Source organism: Laedolimicola intestinihominis, assembly GCF_040096155.1.
GTDB lineage: Bacteria > Bacillota > Clostridia > Lachnospirales > Lachnospiraceae > Laedolimicola > Laedolimicola intestinihominis.
On the sequence record NZ_JBBMFE010000002.1, the window covers coordinates 173,947 to 199,123 of the forward strand.

Genomic DNA, 25,177 nt, shown 5'->3' on the forward strand with positions numbered 1-25,177 from the left:
AATCAGGTTTAATAAAATTTCCCATTTCTAAACAATTTTACAACCGTTCCATTCTCACAATACCCATCTGCACACAGATCGTCCGTTCCAAACATAAAATCCAGATGTACATCCGACAGATTCACACCGCTTTTTTCCACCTGTATCAGATCCTTGGAATCAATTCCCTCTATATTTCCCGGGAAGCCACAACCAAGAGCCATATGGCAGGCGGCGTTCTCATCCAACAGGGTATTTCCAAATACCATCCCGCTTTTTGCTATGGGTATATCTTTCTCCACAAAAGCAATTTCTCCCAGATAATGGCATCCTTCATCCTTACTCAATACCGTTTCCAGTATTTCTTTCCCGGTCTCTGCCTGTATCTCTACTAAACGGCCATTTTGAAATTTCAACGTAAAATTTTCCACCCTGCTGCCATGGATATACAGAGGCCGGGAGGCAGACACCTTGCCATTTGTTCGTGTCTTATGAGTCGTTGTGCAGATTTCATAGGAGGGCAGATTACACTGATAAAAGGTTCCATCGTAGCTTTCCCGCTCCAGGCCGCCCTCCCAGATACAGCGCGGATTTAATCCAACGGTAATATCCGTACCCGTATGGTTCCAGAAATGAATGCTCTCCAGGGCCAGACTATTCAGCCACTTTGTCCGCCGATACAGGCTATCATAACAGGACAGCCACGTCTCCACCGGATCTTCCCGGTCAAGATAACAGAATTCTACGGTTTTCTCCCACAGCTTCTCCAGCGCCTGCTCTCTGGAACATTCCGGATATACCTGCATCGCCCAGTCACTGTTCGGGCAGCAGGCGTAGCACCACTGAATCCGTCTGCCTCTAATCGCTTTGCGAACCACATTCCGCAAATCATTTTTCCACTCTGAATATTCCTGTTGCTGTTCGGCTTTCAAGATCCGGGCCACCGACGGCACCGGGGAAACAAAAGCCAAAGAGACACTGTCTCCCTCTAACGCCTTCTCAAGCTTTTCCCGGTAATCTTTCATTTTTGCTTCAAACGCAATCTGATCCCGCAAAAGAAGTGCCGCATCCTCTGTATCATCCACGTAGAACAGGGAAACACTCCGTGCTCCCCGTTCTGCCGCCTCCTTTTGAATTGACTCCGCAAGTTCTTTTGCCTCTGCCGGAATCTCCAGCACCAGCTTCTGTCCCTTCTGAAAAGCCACGCCGAATTTTAATAGCAGCTTTGCATAACGATCCATATATTTCTTGTCTATCATGCTTCCAGTCCCTCATCCCGAAGGAAATCAAAGATTGCCTGAAGATACTCCTCCTTCTGTTCCACCCGCGGATGATGCGCGCTATTTTCCAGCAGCACGATTTTTCCATGGGGCGCATGCTTTGCAAAATACATGCGATCTCTTTCCGTACATACGGGATCGTATTTTCCATTCAGGAGAAGTGCAGGAGCCTGATTTTTCTCTATCTCCGGTCTATGATCCAGAAACATATCACCCGCCTCCACCAGCTTTTCAATATGACGCAGCTCTTTGGCGTCCACCCAGTCCTCATCCACTTCCAGTTCTTTGTGGCATTTTTCAAACAGGTCAAAATACTGATGCGGCTCGATGGAATGCATATACATCGTAACTTTTTTATCTTTTACATACCGTTGCGCTTTTAAAATATCCCAGACAGACTCTCCTTCCCGTCCAGTATAATCTTTTGTGATAATCGCCTCCGCAGCAGCCAGCCCTTCCTTTTCATCCGGATGAAAACGATAGTACGCGTCGATATAATGCTGCGCGATTCCTTTTGCGTTTTGAATAAAATTCCAGCCTGGATTCTCATACAGGGATGCCAGTACACTTTCCGGATGTAAGTATGTATAGTAGCAGACCAGCATGCCGCCATAGGAATGTCCCAACAGAATCCATGCCTGAATTCCAAGAAGTTTCCGCATCTGCTCCATCTGCTCGACATGCTCCCGCATACCGAAGATTTCATCGTCCGCAATGTCTCCGGAGCGAAATACGCCATACTGGTCGAAGGACACCACAAAGTACTTCTCCGAAAGCAGTACTGCCATCTCCTGCTGCTCTACACAGCTGGTTCCCGGACCGCCATGTAGAAAAAGAATCGCCGGTTTTCCATAGCGGCCATATGTCTCCACATAAAGTTCGCGGCCCTCCACCGAAAGAAGTCCACTGCAGGGCTGTCCATCCGACCGCTTTATAATCTCCGGAGTTAATCCATCTATTTTTTTCATTCTGCCATCTCCATTTCCCGCTTTGCAATTTCCGCCTTCATTTTCGGTATCTGCTTCTCATATCCCGCAATCACACACATCACCGCAATGGTCAGTAGGAAAATAAGTAACGGCAGAGTCACATTTTCCGTAAAGAATACATTCAATACAGACTGTGCCTGTGTCTCCACGTTTGGAACATATCCGAAGAAGTCCAACAAAGCCGCCGCTCCGATTCCGCCCACTGCCTGTCCCAGCTTCTGAGCAAAGGTCAGAATACTCATCAGAATTGCCTGATTGGAAACGCCTGTTTTCCATTCGCCATACACAATTGCATCCAGCATACACTGGCGGACCATGCTTGCAAACAGCGCCACGCCCACGCCCTCCATGCACCAGCCGAAATACAGACAGCCAATCACAGAATCATGGGAAATCAGACGCGCCAGCTGTCCCAGTACTACTACGCCGCAGGCCAGCATTGTGGTTTTTGCGTTTCCAAATTTCTTTACCAGAACCACCATCATAAAAATCGGTGCAAAACCTGTTACCGTGCTGAGCACAGAATACGCTGACATCAAGTCTGTATTTTTCAGATTATAGGTCAGATAATACACTAGGGAGCTACCCATCAACGTGCTATATACACAGTACATCAGATAGCACAGGGCTACCAGAAGCGCTACCTTATTGCTGAATAACGCCTTCAAAATCTCACCGACCGATACTTTGGGCGCCTGTTCTTCTTTGATATCCGGCTCGTGCTCATATCCGGCGGTTCCGGCCCAGCATACCAGAAAACAAACTGCAAAAATAATACCATATACAATCGCTACCACTGAGAAACCGAACTGAAGATTTCCGCTTCCAACAGCCTTCGCAAAAGGAAGTGTCACAGCCGGAACCGCCAGATTCGCGATGATGCTGGCAAAAGACTGGTACTGGCCAAGCTTTGCTCTCTCCACCTGATTGGTGGAAAGACGCGCCATCATGGTGAAAAGCGGAACGGATACCGCCGTCTGCGCCATTCCCTGCAGAATATAGGTAACCGCAACCCAAATCAGCTTTACAGAACCGCTTAAAGACGGAACAAAATAGCTCAAGGCCAGGCATATGCCCGCCGGAACCGCGAATAGTTTCAGGAAATAGCGGCATTTTCCGCCCGCATGCTGTTTTTTATCTACAATTACGCCCATCATCGGATCATTGAAGGCATCCCAGACTCTTGCAATCAAAATAATAACCGTGGCCACTCTGGCTGATATTCCAATCACATCAGTATAAAAGAACAGCAGAAATACCGCGTTCATCAGTAACAGCAGCATATTACCCAGATGTCCGATTCCATAGCACACTTTCACTCGCATCGGAAGTTTTTCATTTTCATTCATATTCATTTCTCCTCATTTTTTATTCCTGTTTCCGGCACCGATCAATGATACGATCGCTGACCCATACCACGATTCCAAGCGCCGCAGCCGAATATACTGCGGTCATCCACTCGCCGGATGAGAGCACCGACAGCAATACAATGATGCCATCCGCCACTCCCATAATCTTTGGAATGCTGATTCTCTTTATATACCGTTCCAGAATTGTCGCCAGAAGACCGGTTCCTCCCGTACTTCCTTTTACGGAAAAAATAATACCGGTTCCCGTTCCCAGAAGAATTCCTCCAAGCGCGCAGGCCACCCAGGGATTATTGACCGTATCCCATCCCGACAAAAAGGCAGTTGCCTTAAAAGCAAGGGAACAAGCCAGAATTCCCCACAGGGTTTTCAGGCATTCTTCTTTTGACAAAATCTTGTAGGCCGCAATATAAAGAGGAATGTTAAATACCAGATTGGATATCCACAGGTCGATATGTAAGATGTGATTGATAATCACAAACAACCCCGACAATCCGCCCGGAGCCATCCCATAGCGGTCAAAAAAGCCGTTGAACGCCACTCCTATCATCAGACACCCCAGGCTAATCACAAGGAAATCCCCTATCCATTTCTTCTTCATGTAAAAACCTTTCTGTTTTCATTACTATACATAGTGTCGCAGCGACGTAATCTCTGTTTTCACTGCTTTTCTAATTATAAAAAATGAAACTGGCCTTTACAAGATGCATGTGGTACACTATACTCACAGTATAGACTGTGCAGTTTGCACAGTGTTCAGGAGGTCAAAAATGACGCATTGCCGTGATTTATTATCTATCCCATCTCTTCGTAATCTTCAATTACTGGGCGGGAAAAAGGGATTGTCACGCCCTATGAACTGGGTTTATTTTATTCTGAGCCAGCCTTTCGGTAACTGGGTTAATTATGGCGATTTGATTTTCTATAATCCGGCAGGGCGCGATACCTCGGAGGATATGCTGCTTTCTGCCATCCAGGAGGCAGAACTATGCGGACTGGCCGGGCTTATCTTTCTGCTGGATCCGGATCTGCTTCCGCAATTGCCTGATTCTGTCGCCTTGGAAGCAGATCGACTTGCTTTTCCCGTATTTTCCCTGTCCATTACGGAAAATATCAATAATATTTCCCGCGATATCATTACCTATATCGTTCAGTCCAATCTTCAGGAAAAGCGGGGAACCAGCTTCTGGAAAAAACTTCTTTTTGAAGAAGCCTCTGCCGAAGATCCCAATCTTCTTACGCAGGCTTACATCAACGGTATTAATCCCCGTCAGAGCTATTGCCTGTATCTGTTTCAGTTCTGCAATCTGCCCGATTATTTTAAATTACCGGTGCAGCAGAGACAGGTAGCGGATCCTGCCGCTCTACTCTCTGGCTTTTACTCTAAAATCCGTTTTTTTCTCTCTGGAGAGCTCACGAATTACTGGCTGGTGGAGCATCAGGAATCCTGCGCCGTCATTCTCCCTGTCTCCCCTTCCGGCCCCACCACCCAGAGCACACAGCTTTTTCTCTCTATCGTTCAGAAGCTGGAAAAGCAGTATCCGGGAGCTCGTATCCGCGTGGCGAAGGGTTCTCTGATTTTCACGCTGGAACAGGCACCCCGCTCCTATATTGAAGCCCAACGCGCCATCTATATCGAAAATCTGTATCCGGAAGAGCTTCCCTACATCGACTATTCCAAGCTGGGCTTTCAGCGCCTTCTATATGAGATTTCAGATGTAGAACTCCTCCGCCGCTACGTGGAAGACACCATAGGATCGCTTCTCCTCTATGACCTGCAAAATCATACGGATTATTATCTGACGCTGCTCACCTATTATCGTCAAATGCGAAACCTGACACAGACCGCTCAAATTCTGAATTATCACCGGAATTCCATGATTCTGCGCATGCAGAAAATAGAGGAAATCACGGGACTGGACTTGTCTGATCACAATCATTTTTATAATATTTATGTAGCGTTGGAGATTTATGAGTATTTGAAGAAGTTGGAGAATGAAACATAAATTAAGCTGACACAAAATCCCCGCTTGCCTTTAGCTATATCCTTCCCACTACCGACGGATTCCGGACTTACACCGGTTAGAAACGTGCGCCGCCGGGCACACAACACAAAAGCGATTCTGCCAGTGTTTTACCTGTGACAAAATCGCTTTTATATACTCCTATTCATGTTTATTTGATTATAGCTAATAATTTCTAATTATCAGCATCAACTGTTTTTATACCTCAAACAGCAGATCCCCATAGGACGGCATCGGCCACATATCCTTGGCTACCAGCATCTCCAGCTTGTCTACAGGCTGGCGGAGTGCTGCCATGGCGGGAACTACATTTTCCAGAATATAGACAGCTCTCTCCCGTCCTTCTGTCGTGGCTGCTGCCTTCTCGGTTACTTCGGTCAGGGCTTTCAGAGCAGCCTTCGTGGCGGCCAGCAGAGAAGAACAATCCTTCAGAAGCTCGATCTGCACACTGATGTTGGCCTCGGCGCAGGCAGAACGAATCTGATTGATAGAGGTTGCCAATGCGGTGGTATACTGCAGCACAGACGGGATGATGTGCTTGCTGGCAATATCAATCATGGAACGCGCCTCAATGTTAATTGCCTTGGAATAGGCCTCATACTGTATCTCCGCACGGGATTCCAGTTCGGCACGGGTGAAAACGCCAAACTTCTCAAAGAGCTGTACGGTTTTCTCCTCACTCAGCACCGGAATGGAGTCTACCATGGTCTTGATATTCGGCAGGCCTCTGCGCTCTGCCTCCTCTACCCACTCATCGGAATAACCATTTCCGTTGAATACGATGCGCTGATGCTCAGAAGCGTACTGCTTAATCAGGTCATGAACGGCCATATCGAAGTCGTCCGCCTTCTCCAGCACGTCGCAGGCATCGGAAAATGCCTCTGCGGCAATGGTATTCAGCACCACATTGGGCTCTGCCACGGAATCACGGGAGCCGACCATACGGAACTCAAATTTATTACCGGTAAACGCGAAGGGGGAAGTACGGTTCCGGTCGGTGGCGTCCTTGGCGAAATCCGGCAGGGTCCGCACACCAGTGTGCAGATGGCCGCCCTTGATGCTGTGGGTCGCCTCACCCGTACTGATAAGCTGAGACAGCACATCCTCCAGCTGGTCGCCCAGATAAACAGAGATAATCGCAGGCGGAGCCTCGTTGGCGCCCAGACGGTGATCATTTCCCACATCGGAAGCAGACTCCCGAAGCAGGGCCGCATGCTCATCCACGGCCTTCAGGATACAGGTCAGCACCAGCAGAAACTGGATATTCTCATGGGGCGTTTTACCCGGATCCAGAAGATTGATGCCGTCATCGGTAGTCAGCGACCAGTTATTGTGCTTACCGGAACCATTGACCCCGGCAAAAGGCTTCTCATGAAGCAGACACTGCAGGCCATGAAGATAAGCCACCTTCTTCAACGTCTCCATGATCAGCTGATTGTGATCCACAGCCACATTACACTCCGCATAAATAGGAGCCAGTTCATGCTGCCCCGGAGCTACCTCATTATGCTGGGTCTTGGCCGACACGCCCAGCTTCCACAGCTCCTTATTTACATCCTCCATGAAATCCGCAATCCGCTCACGGATAACACCGAAATAATGATCATCCAGCTCCTGTCCTTTCGGCGGCATGGCGCCAAACAGAGTCCGACCGGTAAAAATCAGATCCTTTCGCTTCAGATACTTCTCCCGATCCACCAGGAAATACTCCTGCTCCACACCTACAGACGGTGTCACACGGTTGGAGGTCGTATTGCCAAATAGTCTGAGCAGGCGTAAAGACTGCTTATTAATGGCCTCCATGGAACGAAGCAGCGGCGTCTTCTGATCGAGAGCCTCACCCTTATAAGAGCAGAACGCCGTCGGGATATACAGAATTGCCCGGGAACCGTCCTCATCCTTCTTCACAAAAGCCGGAGAAGTGCAGTCCCAGGCCGTATAACCTCTCGCCTCAAAAGTGGCGCGCAGGCCTCCGGACGGGAAGGAAGACGCGTCCGGCTCACCCTTTACCAATTCCTTACCGGAGAACTCCATCAGTACCTTCCCATCCGCCTTGGGCGCGGACAGAAACGCGTCATGCTTCTCCGCCGTCGCGCCGGTCAGAGGCTGGAACCAATGGGAATAATGGGTTGCGCCCTGCTCCAGCGCCCATTCCTTCATCTCATGGGCCACCACATCAGCCACCGCCAGGTCAAGCTCCTTACCCTCCCGGATGGTCTGCTTCAGCTCCTTATAAATCTTCTTCGGCAGCCGTTCCTGCATCACCGTATCATTAAACACATTTTCGCCGAAAATCTCGGAAATATTCGTCTTCCCTTCCATAATCCTCTCCCCGTATTCTCTTTGTTGTCAGTTACCATATCTCACAAAAAATTTCTTTACCTAGTACTTTAACACGATTTTTTTCTGCTGTCGATATAAAAAACCCCTGTTTTTTATTATTTCTTCTACTATCCGTTTATCACTATATGAAGTAAATCCCTATACCTTCATACCGCCCTATTTACGAATCACCATCATCCTTTTACCAATCCACAACGTATATCTCTGCCAAGAATAGCCTGGGTCCCCCTTGGAAACGTTAGCAAAATCCGCGTTGTTTCCAAGGGGGGACCCAGGCTATTCTTGGCAGTTCACTATTTATTTTTAATATCCTTCTTCTTCCTCAGCCACCAGCGTATCCCGAACCTCCTCCGGCATGCGGATCTCCACCGCCCTCTGGTTGTTCGTAATCTCCACATGCGTGTGCTCGCCGCCGAACTCACCATCCAGCGTCCAGGGCACCGACTCCTCGGATTCAATCACCACCCGGGAGCTCCGGAAAGAATACATATACTTGGTATCAATCTGTTCGATCAGCAGCGCCGCCAGAATCTCCTGCAGCTCCATGGGATTCTTTGGCCGCATAATAAAGGTCATCTCAAAGACCCCGTCATCGAAAATCACATTTTTTCCGATGATACTCTTAAAGCCACCCACCGACTTGGAATTGGTAATCATCCCAAAGAGGAAATCCCCTTCAAAGGTGGCCTCTTCGCTGGTAACCTTCAGCTTGTAGGACTTCACATTCATGAGCTGTTTCATGCCCTCCAGCACGTAAGCCATATGGCCCAGCACATTCTTCATTTCCTGCTTCGTCGTGTAAGACACATCCGTAAAGATGCCAAAGGCCGCCACATAGATGAAATTGCGGTCATTTAAGGAACCCACATCAATGGAATAATTGACACCCCGCACGGCGATTTCTGCCGCCTGCTCCATATTATTGGGAATCTGTAAGGATCTGGCGAAATCATTGCAGGAACCCGCCGGAATATAGCCCACCGGAATCTTATGCTTTCTCTGCATCATACCGGTCATGACCTCGTCCAGAGTACCGTCGCCGCCGCTGCAGACCACCAGATCGTAATCGTCCGGCAAATCCCGAACCTGCTCTATAGCGTCCTGAGGCGCGCGGGTCGGGTAAATGGTAATCGCGTAACCGGCGTCGGACATGGCCTGAATGATACCGTACAGCTTTCCTCTGATATTTTCTTTTCCTGCATGGGGATTATAGATAAAAAACAGTTTCTTCTCTAAATGCAGCATTTTCAAATCACCTCGTCAAAAGCAATCACACCACAATTGTTAAGCAAAGATACCGCCGATAACGGTATAGGACAACACCGTCATAATGAAGGACGCCAGCAGAATGCCGAGCGTAACCGCCGGGAACGCCTTCTTAAACTTGATGCCGAGCAGGGCCGCAATCAGGGAGCCGGTCCATGCGCCGGTACCCGGAAGTGGGATGCCTACAAATAATAAAAGTCCCCAAAACTCGTATCTTTCGATCTGCTCCTTCTTGTTCATGGCCCGGTTTTCCATCTTTTCCACAAAGGGCTTCAGATGCTTCGTGCCCTTCAGCCAGGTAAAAATCTTCGTAATAAAAAGCAGAATAAACGGCACTGGAATCAGATTGCCGATGATGCAGATGGGAATCGCGCGCCACATGGGCACATTTAAAAATGCCGGTCCGGCTGCCAGAAGGCCGCCACGGAGCTCCAGGATCGGGATCATGGAAATAATAAAAATAATCAGCTCTTTCGCCGCAGATCCGCCCAGATTCTGCACAAACCATTGTACCAGTGTTTCTGTCATAATAAATTAATTTCCTTTCTTTCGCAGGAATGCAAGCAATGCATCCATTTCTTCATCTGTGCCCACGGTGATCCGCAGATAATTGTCGATTCGCGGGGACGCGAAATAACGCACATAGATGTCTTCTTTCTTTAGTTCCTCAAAGAGCTCCTTTGCAGGCCAGCTCTTATGTGTGGCAAAAATAAAGTTAGACTGAGAGTCCGGGAAGGTAAAGCCAAGATCCGTAAGCTCCTTCTTCACGCGTTCTCTTGTGGCCACAATTTTGCCCACAGTTTCTCTAAAATAAGCCTCATCCTTCACGGCAGCCGCGCCAAGCTTGATGCTCGGCAGATTCATCGTGTAGGAATTAAAGGAATATTTTACATCGTTCAGGTATTTGATAAGCCTGGGCTGTCCCACAGCGAAGCCAATCCGCATACCGGCCAGGGAACGGGACTTGGAAAAGGTCTGTACCACCAGCAGGTTATCATACTTGTCTACCAGCTCCATGGCGGAAGGGCCGGCGAAATCCACATAAGCCTCGTCCACAATCACGATGCTGTCCGGATTCCCGGAAATGATTTCCTCCACCTGGTCGAGTTCCATATAGATACCGGTGGGCGCATTGGGGTTCGGAAAAATAATGCCGCCGTTTTCCTTAAAATAATCCGCCTTCACAATCCGGAAATCTGCATCCAGAGCGGGGCGCTCATACTTGATTCCGAACAGATCCGCCCAGACACTGTAGAAGGAATAGCTGATGTCCGGGAACAGAATCGGCTTTTCCGAATTAAAAAATGTCTGGAACGCCATGGCAATCACATCGTCGGAACCCACGCCAACGAAGATGCAGGACGGATCCTTATGATAATATTCTGCCAGCGCATTCACCAGTTCGGACACTGCCGGATCCGGATAGAGCCGCAGGCGGCCGGTATCCAGCTCTTCCAGGGCCTTCAGCACGCCCGGCGCGGGCGGATACGGGTTTTCATTGGTATTCAGTTTGATCATGCCCGGTCGGTTCGGCTGTTCGCCCGGTGTATAGGGAACGACTTTGCGGACATTTGCTTCCCATGCTTTCATAATCTGACTCCTCTTTTGCAATCTAAGAATATTCCTATCTTACAATAGACCTTTCTCTCTTACAACCCCTTTTTCAATTAAAAATACCGGTTTGTAAGACATTTTTGCCTGCCTGAGACCATCTTCGCCCAGATCCTCCTCCCGGTTCAGATACCGGTAAGCCGCTCCCTCATGAAGGGCGAACTGCTGGTTGATGACTGTGTAGGCTCCCTGCACCTCGGTCAGAGCCTTCTCAATATGGACAATCAGGGTATCCTTCTTGTTGCCAGGCTCACCGATGGTGCAGGCTGCGATTTTGCCATTCACACGCAGCGCGCCGCCCCGGAATCCCAGCTCGTCATATAACCGCAACGCATTCTGCGCTACACAGATCTCCGCATTCTTCTCCTCGTCCCCGTCGCAGCCGTTTTCATGCCGCCACTCCAGGATCATCTGGAAGCACTCCTCCACGTTGTCTTTGGTAATCGGCTCGTAGGCCCAGTCCTCGTAGAGGCTCATGAATTTATTCACATGATTCTTCTTGCTGTGATACTTCTTGCCGGAGAGCTTCGCCAGCTTCTCGGTCTCGTAGACATAGTCGGCGTAATTCCGGTCATACTTGATCTCAAAGCGGCCCGGATACAGTTCCTCCAGCTTCGCAAAATCCTCTTTCGTAATGTTGTGTAGTTGGAAATTTTCTCCATTTTCTTTGCAATGCTCCATCAGCGCATCGATAGTCTTTTTCTTATCTCCCGGTCCCACCGGAAAGGTATAAGAATAGACGCCGTCTACCTCGCCGAACACCAGATTGTCCTCCACGATGGCAAAGCCCGTATTATAAAACCGGGACCACAGATAAATATTGCCGAAGACCATCTCACAGCTTCTGGTATCCGCATAGGACAGATACCGATTCAACAGTTCCCGGTCCTCCATCTCCGGACGTTTCATTTTTAATTCCATAAATCTTTCCCTTTTATATCTTTTTCTTTCCTCTTAGTATTCCACTCATTTTTCCTGAATATCTATTCTATCGCAAAAAAGCGCGAAGTTCAAGTAATCCCGCGCTTTTTCTTTTGCTCAGATTTTACATATTGTAGAGCTTCTCATAGGCCCCGTGCATGGCCATCAGCTCCTCGTGGGTTCCTTCTTCCGCGATGCCGTTCTCGGTCAGCACCAGGATGCGCTCCGCATTGCGTATCGTAGATAACCGGTGCGCTATGACGAAGGTGGTCCGATCCTTCGCCAGGGTTTCCAGGGATTCCTGCACGATGCGCTCGCTCTCATTGTCCAGAGCGCTGGTGGCCTCATCGAAAATAAGAATGCGCGGATTCTTCAGGAATACTCTCGCGATGGAGAGACGCTGCTTCTGACCGCCGGAGAGCTTCACGCCCCGCTGGCCGATATCCGTGTCATAACCATCCGGCAGTTCCATAATGAAATCATGAGCATTGGCATTCCTGGCCGCCTCAATCACTTCTTCCCGGGTAGCATCCGGCCTGCCGTAGAGAATGTTATCCATGACTGTTCCGGCAAAGAGATAGACGTCCTGCTGCACGATACCGATATTTTCACGCAGGCTCTGAAGGGTTACATCGCGGACATCATTTCCGTCAATGCAGACACTTCCGCCGGTCACATCGTAAAACCTGGGAATCAGGCTGCAAAGGGTCGTCTTGCCGCCGCCGGAAGAACCCACCAGGGCCACATAGCTGCCTGCCGGCACGTTAAGGCTCACATGATCCAGCACCTTCTCCGTGGCGTCCTCATACCGGAAGGATACATCCCGAAACTCCACCGTTCCACACACATCTGTAAGCGTCTTCGCGCCTTCTTTGTCCGCAATATCCGGCTCGATATCCATGATTTCCCGAAATCTGGTGTAGCCGGAATAACCATTCTGGAACTGTTCGGTAAAGTTAATGAGTTTCTTTACCGGCTCCGTAAAGTTTGCAATATATAAAAGGAATGTGATCAGATCCGGAATGGCCATATTGCCATCTACAATCAGTCTGGAGCCGGCCAGTACTACCACAATCGTCACAGCTGTCAGCATAGCGTTCAGTACCGACTGATAGGTCCCCATATAGAGATAGCTGCGGCGCTTGGTAGCCAGAAAACGCTCATTTCCTTTCTTGAATTTTCGCATCTCTATGTCTTCATTGGCAAAGGATTTTACCACCCGGATACCGGACAGGTTGTCCTCAATCTGTCCGTTGATATCTGCCATCTTTACGCGGTTCTCCTTAAAGACCCGCTTCATCCGCTTGTTCAGATACAGGGCAAAGGCCAGGATAAAGGGCAGGAAGCATGCGGTGAGAATCGTCAGGCGCATATTGATATGCCCCAGAATCACCAGCGCTCCCACAATTTTAATCAGAGAGATAATAATATCTTCCGGTCCATGGTGCAGAAGCTCTGTAATGTCAAACAGATCATTGGTGACCCGGGACATGAGCTGACCCACCTTCTGGTTGTCATAGAAGGTGAAGGCCAGCTTCTGATAATGCCCGAAAATGTCATTGCGCATCCCGTATTCCATACGTGCGCCCATCAGATGCCCCCAGTACGTGATATAAAAATTGCAGCCCAGCTCTACCAGAAGAAGTACCAGCATCAGCACGCTCAGCCGTACGATGGTCTGCCAGGCTGCGCCACTCTCCTCATAAATGACGGTACCGGTAATATACCGGACGATCAACGGCATAACCAGCGTTACACTGGCACCCAGAGTGGCGAAAAACAGGTCTAACGCCAAAAGACCCTTATAGGGTCCATAATAAGAAAAAATGCTTACCTTTTTGTTGTTTGTTTTACTCATATTCTACCTAATTTAAGGGCGCCACGCGGACGCCCTTAGCCTTGCTTATGAAAATAATTTCTCATTGTATACGCCGTCCGCAATCAGCTTCTTGAAGGAATCCACTACAGACTGCTTATCCTCTTTGTATGTAACTCCGAACCATTTGTCCTTGGTCTCCAGCACGCGGACGGTTGCCTTGCCGCTCTTCAGAAGCTCATCAATGATACCCGGCAGCAGATACTCCGCTTTGATATCGCCCGGCTTCACATTCTTCAGAAATTCAGCAAATCCGGTCTCTACCACGTCCAGGAACTCCGGGGTCAGACCCCACATGTTCATGGATACATAGCTGTCCGCATCTACCGGAACCAGCTTGTCGCCCTCGCCCGGTACGGCTGCGCCGCCCTCGTACTTCACGATGCCGCCTGTCTCTACCACGTCAGTCAGGAAGCCGTCCTTAACCTGGCAGATGCCACGGGTAACCGCTCCATTATCACTCAGGGTATTGCCCAGGATGAAGCCTGCCATACAGAAATCAAATTTTCCGGTATCCTCATGATCGGCCACCAGATAATCATGTACCTTTACGAACGCTTCTTTTCCGTAGTAATCGTCCGCGTTGATAACAACAAACGGCTCCTCCAGAAGTCCTTTGCAGCTTAAGACTGCCTGGCCGGTTCCCCAGGGCTTGGTACGTCCTTCCGGTACAGAAAAGCCTTCCGGCAGATTGTCAATAGCCTGGAACGCGTACTCGACCTCGGTGATCTTCTCGATACGGTTACCGATGATCTCTTTGAAATCCTTCTCCAGATCCTTACGGATGATGAATACGACTTTATTGAATCCTGCCTCCAGAGCGTCATGGATGGAATAATCCATGATGATCTCTCCGCTGGGTCCTACCGGCTCCAGCTGCTTGATACCGCCGCCAAAACGGCTTCCGATTCCGGCTGCCATAACAACCAGTGCTGTTTTCTTCATTGTGATATCCTCCCTATGATTTTCTCCCTATTTATACGCTTTTCATCGCATTGATGATATGCAGTACACTCTCCTCGCAGAGCTCGTCACTCAAAGCTTCTACCATGACGCGAAGCAGTGGCTCGGTTCCGCTCTTTCTGACCAGAACGCGTCCCTCGGTTCCCAGACGGTCCTCCACCTCTTTGATGGCCTTCTGCACATCCGGATGGTTCAAAGTCGCGTCCATATCCTGTACCCGCAGGTTCTGCAGCAGCTGAGGATAAATCTTCACTTCGCCTGCCAGAGTACCCAGAGAAGCCTTCTTCTCCAGCATGACCTCCATGATCTTCAGGGAAGTCAGGATGCCGTCGCCGGTGGTCGCGTGTTTGCTGAAAATGATGTGTCCGGACTGCTCGCCGCCCAGCTGATAGCCGTTTTGGGACATATTCTCATAGACATATTTGTCACCGACTGCTGTCTTCTCATAACGCAGTCCCACCTGATCGCAGGCCTTGTAAAGTCCCAGATTGGACATAACGGTGGTAACGATGGTATTGTCCTTCAGCGCGCCCTGCTCCATCATGTACTTTCCGCACACATAAAGAATCCTGTCGCCGTCCACCACTTCGCCGTTCTCGTCTACCGCGATGCAGCGATCCGCGTCACCGTCGTAAGCGAAGCCCACGTCCAGTCCCTGCTCCTTCACGAATTTCTGCAGGATCTCGATGTGCGTGGAACCACAGTTCGTATTGATGTTGGTACCGTCCGGCTCGTTGTTGATCACATAGGTCTTGGCTCCCAGGGCGTCAAATACGCTCTTGGCGATGGCGGAAGAGCTGCCGTTGGAGCAGTCCAGGCCCACCCGGATGTTCTTAAAGGAACGGGTCGGCAGAGAAATCAGATAACCGATATAGCGGTTTCTTCCTGCCGCAAAATCGATGGTTCTTCCGATGTCCTCTCTGGTGGCCAGCGGGCGCTCCTCGGTCTTGCCATCAATATACGCCTCAATCTTCTCCTCTACCTCGGCCTCCAGCTTGTGACCCTGGCCGTTGATAACCTTGATTCCATTATCATAGAACGGGTTGTGGCTGGCAGAAATCATGATACCGCAGTCAAAGCCCTCGGTCCGTACCACATAGGATACGCTGGGGGTCGTGGTCACGTGTAACAGATACGCGTCCGCGCCGGAGGCTGTGATGCCTGCTGCCAGGGCGTACTCAAACATATAGCTGCTTCTTCTTGTATCTTTACCGATCACAATCTTCGCCTTATGCTCTCTTCCATAATACCATCCCAGGTATCTTCCTACCTTAAATGCGTGTTCTACGGTCAGTTTTACATTGGCCTCTCCGCGAAAGCCGTCGGTTCCAAAATACTTTCCCATATTCTACTCCTTTTTCACTGTCAGTTGTGCAGACGAAGGATCCATTTGCCTGAAAATGAGCGCACTGCGCCTGCTGAGTGATACTTTGCCCTTATTATATCAAAATCTGGCAAATACACAAGGTTTATTTTATTTCAGCCTTTTCCCAAGCTCCCCGGCGGTGCGATCCGGCAGCAGTCGGTCAGCTCCCGGACACATTCCAGATAGGTTTCCAGATTCTGAGCCTTTTTGATTTTCTTGCTGTACTTCTCCGCATGCTCGAAGAGGTGGCTCTGATAAAACCAAAGCTCTTTTACCTTATATAAGACGTTCCGGTCGCCGATATCCAACGCCCGGTAGCCGTCCACCAGACGCTGCTGAAATTCCCGGAATTTTTCCCGACAGGTTTTCTCATCCCATCTTAAATCCCCGCCCCGCAAGGTAACCGGAAGTCCCGGATTCAGGATGATGCCGCGCCCCAGCATTACGCATTCCTCCTGCGGGAATTCTTTCTCGAACTCCGCGATCTGTTTTTCCGTAAATAAGTCTCCATTATAGCAGAGAGGCGCTTTACTCTTCTCCAGAGCGTAGCGGAAGACTTCTTTCCGCGGCGTATTTTTATAATAATCAGCCTGTAATCTCGGATGGATAATCAGCTCATAGAGCGGATAGCGGTTATAGACAGCTAACAGCTTTTCAAACTCTTCGTCCGCTTCCATGCCGATGCGGGTCTTCACCGACAGCTTCATTTCCCCGGGAAGGTCCTTGAAAACCATGTCCAGAAATCCTTCCAATTCCTCCGGGGATGCCAGGAAGCCTGCGCCCTTGCCCCGGGTGACTACGGTTTTGGACGGACAGCCCAGGTTCAGGTTGATTTCCTGATACCCCATTTCCTGCAGGGTCTCCGTTAGCTCCAGAAAGCCTTCTGCATGGTTCGTCAGAATCTGCGGCACCACGTACAGTCCCTCATTGTGCTGTGACAGCACCTCGTTTCGCTCCTTGGTTTTCATGCTGCGCTTCTCATGTGGCTCCAGAAACGGGGTGAAATATTTGTCCAGCGGACCGTAGACGGCTGCGTGGGCATTGCGGTAGATGAAGGTAGTGACGCCCTCCATGGGGGCCAGATAGATGCGTGATATCGGCATGGCTGTGTGCTCCTGTTCCCTTTTATTCTTTCTGAAAACAGAAGTATATTGTCAGCTTCTGTCCAGTTTCGTCCTTTATCTTATCACATGTATCGCACAGATGCATTCTTTTTTCGCTCTGGTTTGGGATGCCCTTATCCGCACACGTAAACTGGTTGACCCCTCCCCGCTTTTGCGCTATTCTATTTAAATAAGATAAATGCTTTCTTTACTATTGCATAAAATGATTTCAGACCGGAGGTTTTTATGTATACACTTTCTCTGTTTCTGCTGACCCTGTTCAGTCTCTATATCGGTGTCTTCGCTTTCTTCCGCTGGGACGCTTCTTTTCTGCGGAATCTCAGTCACGCGCCCGTCCAGGTCCTGTTTATCCTGGCCTTTGTCGCGCTGCTTCTGGCGGCGCTGGTGCTTTTATACCGCCTGGTAAATGGCATGTCTGAGAAAAATCAGAAGCGTCTGGGGCTGTCCTTTTTTCTGATACTGGCTGTCGGGCAGCTCGGTTTTCTGGCTGTGATTCGTCCCCAGCTTCGCTATGATCCCTTAAAAATCTTCGATATGGCCATCGAAATGCTGCGGACGCACACCATCTCCGGCACTTATGAAACCGGATACTTTGCCCGGTACACCAATAACTATCCGCTGACCATTCTGACTTACTGGCTTCTGAAGCTTTTACAGGACGTCGGCGTGCCGGAAAGCGGCTTTATGCTGGCGGTACAGCTGGTAAATGTCGTGTGCATTCTGGTTTCCGTGGTACTGGGGTATCTGATTTTAAAAGAACTGAAAGGCCGGACGGAAGCAGTCTTCTTTCTCGGCGTCTGCGTCCTGTGTCCGCTGTCCTATGTGTGGGCCGGGTATTTCTATACGGCCAACTGTTCCATGCCGTTTTTAATGGGAATTGTGTATCTGGGCATCCGGATTCAGAAGGCCCTGGATGCTTTTCATCGCAGGACCGTGGTACATTCGGTCCTCACCACGGCTTCAAATTACCGAAAAGGCCGTCTCACGCTTCTTTTCGCGCTCCTTGGCGTCGTGACCGTCTTCGGGTTTAAGCTGCGGGCTACGGCGGCCATCGCGCTGATTGCTCTTTGCATTGACAGCGCGCTTAGGAGCTGGCGCAGACGGGAGGAAGGACTGGCCGGATTGATTGGTGAAACACTCCGGACACTGTCTGTTCCGTTTATCGCTTTCGCGGTGACTGCCGCCCTGTCCCTGGGACTTTTCTCATCGGCTGTGAATACCTATGTAAATTTCGATTACAAAAACATCGGATTTCCGGCGGTTCACTGGGTCATGATGAGTGCACGCTGGGACGGCTCCTTTGACCAGAATGATGAGAATTATACCGTAAGCTTTGAGACTAAAGAAGAAAAAACTGCAGCTGACCTGGCAATTCTGAAAGAGCGCATCAAAGAGGCTGGACCTTTAGGGCTTGTAGCCCTTTCAGGCCGCAAGCTTCTGAACACCTGGGTGGACGGCACCGACAGCTACCAGGCCGAGGACAGCTACGCTTCCTATGGGAAGGTCTATGATTATCTCATTGGAAATAAGAGCGGACTGCTGCTCATCTATACCCAGGCCTTCCGGACGCTGGAGATGCTGGTCATCGGCTTGGGGGCAGCGAACGCACTGGTAAGGCTCTGGCGTAAAAAGAAAAGACCGCAGCTCTTTTTGGTACAGCTGACTCTGCTTGGCGGTATGGCGTTCCATCTTCTTTGGGAGACGAATCCGTTGTACAGTATCGGATTTACATACCTGTGTCTGATGCTGCTGGCAGACGGCGTGGCAGAATTTACCGAAGCGCTTCCCGACTATACCGTATCCGATCGTCTCTGGATCACTCCGGCTGCCGGTACGGTGCTGCTGGCGCTGCTTCTGGTTTTCGCCAAAAAAGAGCTGGTGGATACACCCATCGAGGCTTATGATTATGCCATTGACCAGTATCAATACGCAGGCGGATACGACGGCTATGTGACCTCTTACGACCAGAATTATGTGCAGACCTTTACTACCGACAAGCCTTTTAACCGCATCTCCATCCGGGTTATCAATCCGTTGGATGATTATAATCAGTCGGCCTTCTGCGTTCGGCTTACAGACGGCAGCGGTCATGTGGTCTATGAAAATGACCGATTTCTGGCAGGGCTGGTAACAAAAACGGCTCTGTACGAATTTCAGTTGGAAGATATCGTGCCGAACGGCGAGACAGCCTATACACTGGAGATTTGGCCGGGGTATATCGAGGATGAGAACAGTCTGGAATTTCTGTCCTACACCACCGGAAACTGGGATCTGTATCCGGATGGACAGCTGAGCGTGGGCGGCGAGACCGTCAAGAATGGGGATCTGGCCTTTGCGGTATATCAGTATCGGGTGACGACATACTTTAGCCTGAAGCAGTATCTGGTGCTGTGCGCGGGAATGATCATGCTGGCTGTCGGGGTTACGGTACTCAGTCGGAAGATGTTCGTATAAACCAACAGGCAGGGGGCAGAAAAACTTTCCTAAGGAGAGGCCAAGTCGCCTCGAACGTGGAAATTTTTTCTGCCCCCTGCCGTCCGTCTATCATAATCCGCAATAATACGAATCCATCCACTGCAGTCTTCGCTCCACAAACGCCTTCACAAATTCCGTCTGCTCCCGCCCGATGGCTTTATCCCATATGGCATTCTCCCGTTCCAGTACCCTGTTATATTCCAGCATTCCGTATAATTGCTCTATCAGCTCCTGCAGATATTCCTCCGTCAGCACCGTACTGCGAAGTTTCATAATTGTACACGATGTACTCTAGCGCCTGTGCATTTTGAATACATTCATCCAGTTCCGGGAATTTCTCCTTGTCCGAAAATGCTATTTGGTATTCTCCGGACACTTCGATATCTCCCCGCCAGTCATCTGCTGTCTGGGAAATCAGATAGGCTCTTTCTTCCTCTTCTGCGTAGACCGGTAAGGTCGTTCCCTCAAAATACCTTCTTCAGGAACATGCTGTTCCCCCCTCATTTATCTCCTGTCTTTTCTGTCAGTGACCTAACAGTATATACTCTGCGTTTTCACAGAGCACTTCCACCCCCTGGAATTTTTCTATATTCTGCTCATAATCCAGCCGGTCCACATAGAGGACCGCATCGCCTTTTTCGCTGAGAAAGGCCTCGATGCCGCCGTCCCGGCAGTGAAAATCGCCGCTGATCTCGGCTACGAACAGCATATTCTGCTCCCAGTCGCCGATGGCAGCCGGATCCTCGCCGGGGACGTAGACGTAGGCTTTCTCTCCGGCGTATGACGCGTCCCGGCTGACGCTCTCCCGGATAAAGAGCTGGAAGGGGTCGCCGTGAGCCTCACGGATGACGTGGAAGTACGCGTTTTTCATGTATATTACGACAAGCACGAAACTGGCGACTGTGGCTGTTATCCCCACCAGGGTACGAATCCCGGAGAATTGTCCACATTTTTGCTCCGTTTTTCTACCGTCATTTTCAGATGATTTTTCACCTTCAGATTCTGTGACGTCTTTCTCTTCCCCGGCTAACGGCAGCCGGATCAGACCCCCCAGTATCGCCGCCGCTCCCAGTGCCAGCGGCACAGTACAGGGGTAGCAGTACCAGATGAGCTTCGTTCCGATGGCGGAAAAGCCCAGGAACGGCAGTAGAAACCACAGCAGGATACCGCCGCCCTGCTCCAGCAGGATCCGATTCCAGGCTTTTTTTCGCCACATATATAACAGGCCGCACAGGATTCCGACTACACAGATCAGCAGCTGCCAGCGGTAGATGAAGCCCTCGGCTCCGAATACCATATCGTAGTAGAAGCTGAACGGAAACTGATGTCCCTCGAAGTTGGCGCTTCCGGTACGGGCCAGCAGATCCACTTTTATCATGTTTTTCAGGAAGAACAGGCCGTCTTTCGTGAAGCGCCAGCCAAACCATAAAAGCAACGGCACAAAAACAGACAGCAGGAAACCGCCCCATTCTTTCTTTTTGAACCGCAGCATTTCCCCATTTGCCAGCAGGCAGATGCCGCCAATGGCCATAATCATACCGGCATGCCAGCTTTTGGTCAGAAAGGCCAGGGAGAACATCAGCCCGCAGAGGTATACGTTTTTATGGTTTTTCTTTACGGACAGCATGGCCAGCATAGCCAGCGTGAAGAACAGAAGATAGATGGAATCCGCGTCACCTGCCCGGGCCAGATGGGCCGACAGTGGTCGTTCATTGGCGCAGAAAAAGCCCAGTACCAGAAGCGAGGTCTCTTTGCTGTAACGCCTGGCGAACAGGGCGCAGGCGATTCCGGCCAGCAGATAGGAAAACGCGGATGTAAATCGCAGGCCAAAGACACTGTAGCCAAAGAGCTTAAACCCCAGCACAATGCCCCAGTAACTGATAGAGGGCTTCAGATTCCAGTCATCCACCCGGTAGTTGTAGGTATGCTGAATATAGTCGCCGTTCTGGATCATTTCATAGGCATTAACGCCGTGGCGGGCCTCATCCCAGGAGTCTACATACTGCACGTCCAGACAGCGAAAGCAGTAAAAGGCAAGCACCAAAGCGCCTGCCGCAAAAAAGATCCAGTAATATTTTTCAAACAGTCCGAGCAAGAGTCTGTAAAATTCTGTAAATCTATTTATCATTTTTTTCCAAGCAACCATATACTTCCCCCAAATCATAAAGCAAAGCTCTCATTTATGATTTTAAATATGATTTATTTCAGCATTTCTTTCAGTGTTCCGCAATATACGCTGTACATCACCGCCGCAAACTGGTCATACCCCGCCGCGCCCGGATGCAGGGCGTCGCCCTCTTCGAAATTGGCGTCACTGTTGTGCATGAATCCAAGGGGAATCAGCACGATATTTTTCTTGCCTTTGAATTTCTTTGCCATGGCCTTCGCCAGATCTATGACACGCTTGTCGGATCGATTTTTAAATTCACCCGGCAGGAAAGCGGTGCCATCCTGCTTCACCATGGTTCCTATTTTCTCCTGGTCGCCCCAGTACAGGGTATTCACCAGATAAATGGGGATATCCGGGTCGTGACGACGGATATTGTCCACCATCCGGGCGATGGCGTTCACGGTATCAGCAGGGTCATCTTTCAGGCCGTTGGTTCCCAGGAAAATCTGAATAGCGTCCGGATCAATGCCCGTGGACAGCTTGTAATATTTCCAGTCGAACATCTTCTGAACCGGATCGTAAAAGGGCTGGACTCCTTCGTCATTGCCATCGGAATAGAACTTGGTGGGCTCCAGGTAATCCTGGGCCGAAAAGCCGCTCCGTCCCTCATGGCTGTACCGCGTCCAGCCTCTTGTGCCCGCAAAAGTGAGCTGGTCCCCTGACAGATGGTAGATGGTCCGATACCATTCCCGTCCGTCCGAAAGACTGTCGCCGATATTTACGAGCGAATATTCCCCCTCCAGCTTCTCTGCCACATGAAGGGTGCTTTTCAGGGTTATCACTTCATTTACATTATAATCAAATACAGTCAGAGTCAGGTCATATTCACCCACCTGCTCCTCTTTGCCAGTCACGGAGAACCGATCTTCCAGGTTCTCGCCGATCTCGCAGTCCCAGTTGCAGACATAACCATCCCGCAGACCAGACCAGACGACCTCATCGTCATAGAGTTCCACAGTGCTTCCCACTGCCACATAGACATCCTCCGGCAGATAGGCCTCCACCTGAGGCTTATATTTCTTAAGCTCCATCTGTAACATGACATTCCAGACCAGCAGAGCGACGATAACTGCTGCCGGAATTATGAGAAGAAGCTTCTTTTTACTTCTGATTCCGCTCAATGTTTGTCTCCTTACAGATAAATATGGGCCGGTGCTTGGTCTCCATATAGGTCTTCGCCAGATACTCGCCCAGGATTCCGATACAGAACAGCTGGATACCGCCCAGGAAAATGATGATACAGGTCATAGACGGCCAGCCGGACACCGGATCTCCGTAGAGCACTGTTCGAATGATAATAAAACACAGCGCCAGAAACGCCACAATGCAGAAAAAGACTCCCAGAAACGCAGCCATTACCAAGGGCGCTGTCGTAAAGCCCACGATGCCCTCAATACTGTATATCAGCAGCTTCCAGAATGACCATTTGGTCTCCCCGGCGCTTCGCTCCACATTTTCATACTCCAGCCACTTGGTGTTGAAGCCGACCCAGCCAAACAGTCCCTTGGAAAATCGGTTATATTCTCCTAACCGAAGTAACTCATCCACAAACTGCCGGGTCATCAGCCGGTAATCCCGGGCTCCGTCCACGATATCCGTCTTGGACAGCCGGTGCATCAGCGCGTAAAAGCGTCTTGCAAAGAAGGAACGGATCGGCGGTTCCCCATTTCTGGTCACGCGGCGGGTCGCCACGCTGTCATAGTCTTCCGTCGTAATAATCCGGTACATCTCCGGCAGAAGGCTCGGCGGATCCTGCAGATCCACATCCATAATGGCCACATAATCGCCGTCCGCATAGGACAGACCGGCGTACATGGCTGCTTCTTTTCCGAAATTCCGTGAAAAGCTCACATATTTCACACGGTCATCCCGCTCTGCCAGCTTCTTCATTTCCATGAGGCTTGCATCCCGGGAACCGTCATTTACAAATAATACTTCCAGCCGCACCTGAGGCATCTCCCCTGCGGTCTTCGCAATCGCGTCATAAAAGATAGGAATCGCTTCCTGCTCATTATAACAGGGAACAATAATTGAAATCTTGTCCATAGCTATTTTTCTTTTTCTTTCTCCTCGTCGTCAAAACCGCGAATCTGGTCAATCAGGAAGGGCGGACGGTTTCTCGCCGCGTCGAAGGCTCTCCAGATATACTCGCCCAGAATTCCCAGCATTACCATGGTCACACCAAAGGAAAACAGCATCAATACCATCATGGACGTCCAGCCCGGTACGTCCTCCACGCCGGTCAGCCGCTGTACCATCAGTACAATCGCCCAGATAACAGCTCCTGCCGCATATACACCACCCAGTCCGGTCATAAAGCGCACCGGGAAATAGGAGAAGCTCATCATGGAATCCACAACCAGCTTGATTTTCTTCGACAGGGTCCACCGGGACTCCCCGATCTCTCTGGCTTTCCGGTGGAAATAAACCTTCTCGGTCTTGAAGCCTACCCAAAGCACCTGCAGAGTTAATGCGGAATTCTTCTCATCCAGCATCAGCAGCACTTCAATGACCTGACGATCCAGAAGATAACAGTCAAAGCCGCCTTTGGGCATATTTTTCATAATCAGCTTCCGGGTAATGGTGTAGTAGAGGTTGGCGAAAAACTTCTGAATGGCGCCCTCGTCGCGGTCGGCTCGTACCGCCAGAACCACCTTATTGCCCTCTTTCCATTTCTCGTAAAGCTGCAGGATCAGCTCGGAATCCTCCTGCAGATCTGCCTGCTTGGTCACAGCACAGTCGCCGGTGCAGACAGAAAGGCCCGCCAGAATGGCGGAATGCTCGCCAAAGTTTCTGGAAAGCTTCACCAGTCTGACCTTGTCATCCATATCGCGGATCTGATTCATGATTTCCCAGGAATTATCGCCGGATCCGTCGTCCACGAAGACAATCTCGTAATCCTCCAGCTTATGCAGAATCTTCTCTTTCATGTCCTCATAGAGGAGCATCAGGGTATCGGAGTTCCAGTATACCGGAACGATAATTGAAAGCTTGCTCATCGTCTGCGGGTTCCTCCCACTTCTTTGATAAATTCATCGTAATCACGGATGTATTCGTGGCCGTCGTAATGGGTGTTAGCCAATACTAATAATACGGAATCCGCGCTGAAATCGTACATATCCTTCCAGAGCATGGTGGGCAGATAGAGTCCCATACGGGGACGGTTCAGCTCGATGATATCCTCCTCAAAGCCATTGTCCACGCGCACCTTGCTGGACCCGCTCACGTTGATAAGAACGAATTCAGAATTGCGGTTGGCGTGCTGGCCCCGGACTACTTCACTGTCAGAACCATAGATGTAGAAAACACGCTGAATGTCAAAAGGAATATCCTGTGCTCCCTCTACAACCACCAGCTTTCCACGCTCATCGCCCAGATCACCGAATTCCAGAATCTTGTACTGATCTTTAATACTCATATTTT

At 50.0% G+C, this 25,177-nt stretch carries 21 protein-coding genes; 2 read left to right on the forward strand and 19 right to left on the reverse strand.

Translation table 11 applies throughout. From position 1 onward, the window contains the following. Positions 1-8 precede the first annotated feature (8 nt). From WMO29_RS03215 to WMO29_RS03230, 4 genes are read right to left on the reverse strand one after another with little or no spacing between them, the layout of a single operon-like run. On the reverse strand, positions 9-1,238 hold the full coding sequence (locus WMO29_RS03215) for an aminopeptidase (RefSeq protein WP_186872401.1): 1,230 nt from the start codon (positions 1,236-1,238) through the stop codon (positions 9-11). After that, positions 1,235-2,227: an alpha/beta fold hydrolase gene (locus WMO29_RS03220; RefSeq protein ID WP_186872400.1), complete on the reverse strand. Its 993-nt coding sequence runs from the start codon at positions 2,225-2,227 to the stop codon at positions 1,235-1,237. Before WMO29_RS03220 ends, WMO29_RS03215 begins: the two co-directional genes overlap by 4 nt. Then, entirely contained in the window at positions 2,224-3,597 is a 1,374-nt protein-coding gene (locus tag WMO29_RS03225) for an MFS transporter (RefSeq protein WP_349163738.1), read from the reverse strand. The genes WMO29_RS03220 and WMO29_RS03225 overlap by 4 nt, the downstream gene beginning before the upstream one ends. A gap of 19 nt (positions 3,598-3,616) precedes the next feature. After that, the gene (locus WMO29_RS03230) at positions 3,617-4,216 is read right to left on the reverse strand and encodes a YitT family protein (RefSeq protein ID WP_349163739.1); all 600 of its coding nucleotides are present in this window, start codon (positions 4,214-4,216) and stop codon (positions 3,617-3,619) included. A gap of 169 nt (positions 4,217-4,385) precedes the next feature. Here WMO29_RS03230 and WMO29_RS03235 point away from each other — a divergent pair, with 169 nt between their 5' ends. Next, positions 4,386-5,621 (forward strand): helix-turn-helix domain-containing protein, encoded by a 1,236-nt coding sequence (locus WMO29_RS03235; RefSeq protein WP_349163740.1) that lies wholly within the window; start codon positions 4,386-4,388, stop codon positions 5,619-5,621. 216 nt (positions 5,622-5,837) lie between these two features. On the opposite strand, the gene WMO29_RS03240 is transcribed toward WMO29_RS03235, so the two are convergent. The 9 genes from WMO29_RS03240 to WMO29_RS03280 all read right to left on the reverse strand — a co-directional run bounded on the left by WMO29_RS03240 (position 5,838) and on the right by WMO29_RS03280 (position 17,088). Then, positions 5,838-7,961, reverse strand: coding sequence for a glutamine synthetase III family protein (locus tag WMO29_RS03240; RefSeq protein ID WP_349163741.1), 2,124 nt, complete (start codon positions 7,959-7,961; stop codon positions 5,838-5,840). A gap of 324 nt (positions 7,962-8,285) precedes the next feature. Continuing rightward, positions 8,286-9,227, reverse strand: a complete 942-nt coding sequence (locus WMO29_RS03245) for a diacylglycerol/lipid kinase family protein (RefSeq protein ID WP_349163742.1) — start codon at positions 9,225-9,227, stop codon at positions 8,286-8,288. Positions 9,228-9,266: 39 nt separating this feature from the next. Then, on the reverse strand, positions 9,267-9,776 hold the full coding sequence (locus tag WMO29_RS03250) for a COG2426 family protein (protein WP_349163744.1): 510 nt from the start codon (positions 9,774-9,776) through the stop codon (positions 9,267-9,269). A 6-nt stretch (positions 9,777-9,782) separates the two neighbouring features. Next, complete coding sequence (gene hisC / locus WMO29_RS03255) at positions 9,783-10,838, reverse strand: histidinol-phosphate transaminase (RefSeq protein ID WP_349163745.1); 1,056 nt, start codon at positions 10,836-10,838, stop codon at positions 9,783-9,785. 39 nt (positions 10,839-10,877) lie between these two features. After that, the gene (locus tag WMO29_RS03260; RefSeq protein ID WP_349163746.1) at positions 10,878-11,780 is read right to left on the reverse strand and encodes a DUF2156 domain-containing protein; all 903 of its coding nucleotides are present in this window, start codon (positions 11,778-11,780) and stop codon (positions 10,878-10,880) included. Positions 11,781-11,904: 124 nt separating this feature from the next. After that, entirely contained in the window at positions 11,905-13,638 is a 1,734-nt protein-coding gene (locus WMO29_RS03265; protein ID WP_349163747.1) for an ABC transporter ATP-binding protein, read from the reverse strand. 45 nt (positions 13,639-13,683) lie between these two features. Then, the gene (locus WMO29_RS03270; RefSeq protein WP_349163748.1) at positions 13,684-14,601 is read right to left on the reverse strand and encodes a nucleotidyltransferase family protein; all 918 of its coding nucleotides are present in this window, start codon (positions 14,599-14,601) and stop codon (positions 13,684-13,686) included. Between the two features lie 31 nt (positions 14,602-14,632). Beyond that, positions 14,633-15,964 carry a phosphoglucosamine mutase gene (gene glmM, locus WMO29_RS03275; protein ID WP_349163749.1) on the reverse strand — a complete coding sequence of 444 codons (1,332 nt, stop codon included), beginning with the start codon at positions 15,962-15,964 and terminating at the stop codon, positions 14,633-14,635. Between the two features lie 134 nt (positions 15,965-16,098). Continuing rightward, positions 16,099-17,088 carry a tRNA-dihydrouridine synthase gene (locus WMO29_RS03280; protein ID WP_349163750.1) on the reverse strand — a complete coding sequence of 330 codons (990 nt, stop codon included), beginning with the start codon at positions 17,086-17,088 and terminating at the stop codon, positions 16,099-16,101. A 246-nt stretch (positions 17,089-17,334) separates the two neighbouring features. On the opposite strand from WMO29_RS03280, the gene WMO29_RS03285 reads away from it, so the two are divergent. Continuing rightward, a complete protein-coding gene (locus WMO29_RS03285) occupies positions 17,335-19,563 on the forward strand; it encodes a hypothetical protein (RefSeq protein WP_349163751.1) in 2,229 nt (742 codons plus the stop codon). Between the two features lie 90 nt (positions 19,564-19,653). On the opposite strand, the gene WMO29_RS03290 is transcribed toward WMO29_RS03285, so the two are convergent. The 6 genes from WMO29_RS03290 to WMO29_RS03315 all read right to left on the reverse strand — a co-directional run bounded on the left by WMO29_RS03290 (position 19,654) and on the right by WMO29_RS03315 (position 25,172). Then, positions 19,654-19,857, reverse strand: coding sequence for a hypothetical protein (locus WMO29_RS03290; protein ID WP_349163753.1), 204 nt, complete (start codon positions 19,855-19,857; stop codon positions 19,654-19,656). 250 nt (positions 19,858-20,107) lie between these two features. Continuing rightward, the gene (locus WMO29_RS03295; protein ID WP_349163754.1) at positions 20,108-21,712 is read right to left on the reverse strand and encodes an ArnT family glycosyltransferase; all 1,605 of its coding nucleotides are present in this window, start codon (positions 21,710-21,712) and stop codon (positions 20,108-20,110) included. A gap of 71 nt (positions 21,713-21,783) precedes the next feature. Continuing rightward, a complete protein-coding gene (locus tag WMO29_RS03300) occupies positions 21,784-22,875 on the reverse strand; it encodes an SGNH/GDSL hydrolase family protein (protein ID WP_349163755.1) in 1,092 nt (363 codons plus the stop codon). After that, a complete protein-coding gene (locus WMO29_RS03305) occupies positions 22,856-23,800 on the reverse strand; it encodes a glycosyltransferase family 2 protein (protein ID WP_349163756.1) in 945 nt (314 codons plus the stop codon). Before WMO29_RS03305 ends, WMO29_RS03300 begins: the two co-directional genes overlap by 20 nt. Before the next feature lie 2 nt (positions 23,801-23,802). Then, entirely contained in the window at positions 23,803-24,753 is a 951-nt protein-coding gene (locus WMO29_RS03310) for a glycosyltransferase family 2 protein (RefSeq protein ID WP_349163757.1), read from the reverse strand. Next, a complete protein-coding gene (locus WMO29_RS03315) occupies positions 24,750-25,172 on the reverse strand; it encodes a WxcM-like domain-containing protein (protein WP_178038785.1) in 423 nt (140 codons plus the stop codon). Before WMO29_RS03315 ends, WMO29_RS03310 begins: the two co-directional genes overlap by 4 nt. Positions 25,173-25,177 lie beyond the last annotated feature (5 nt).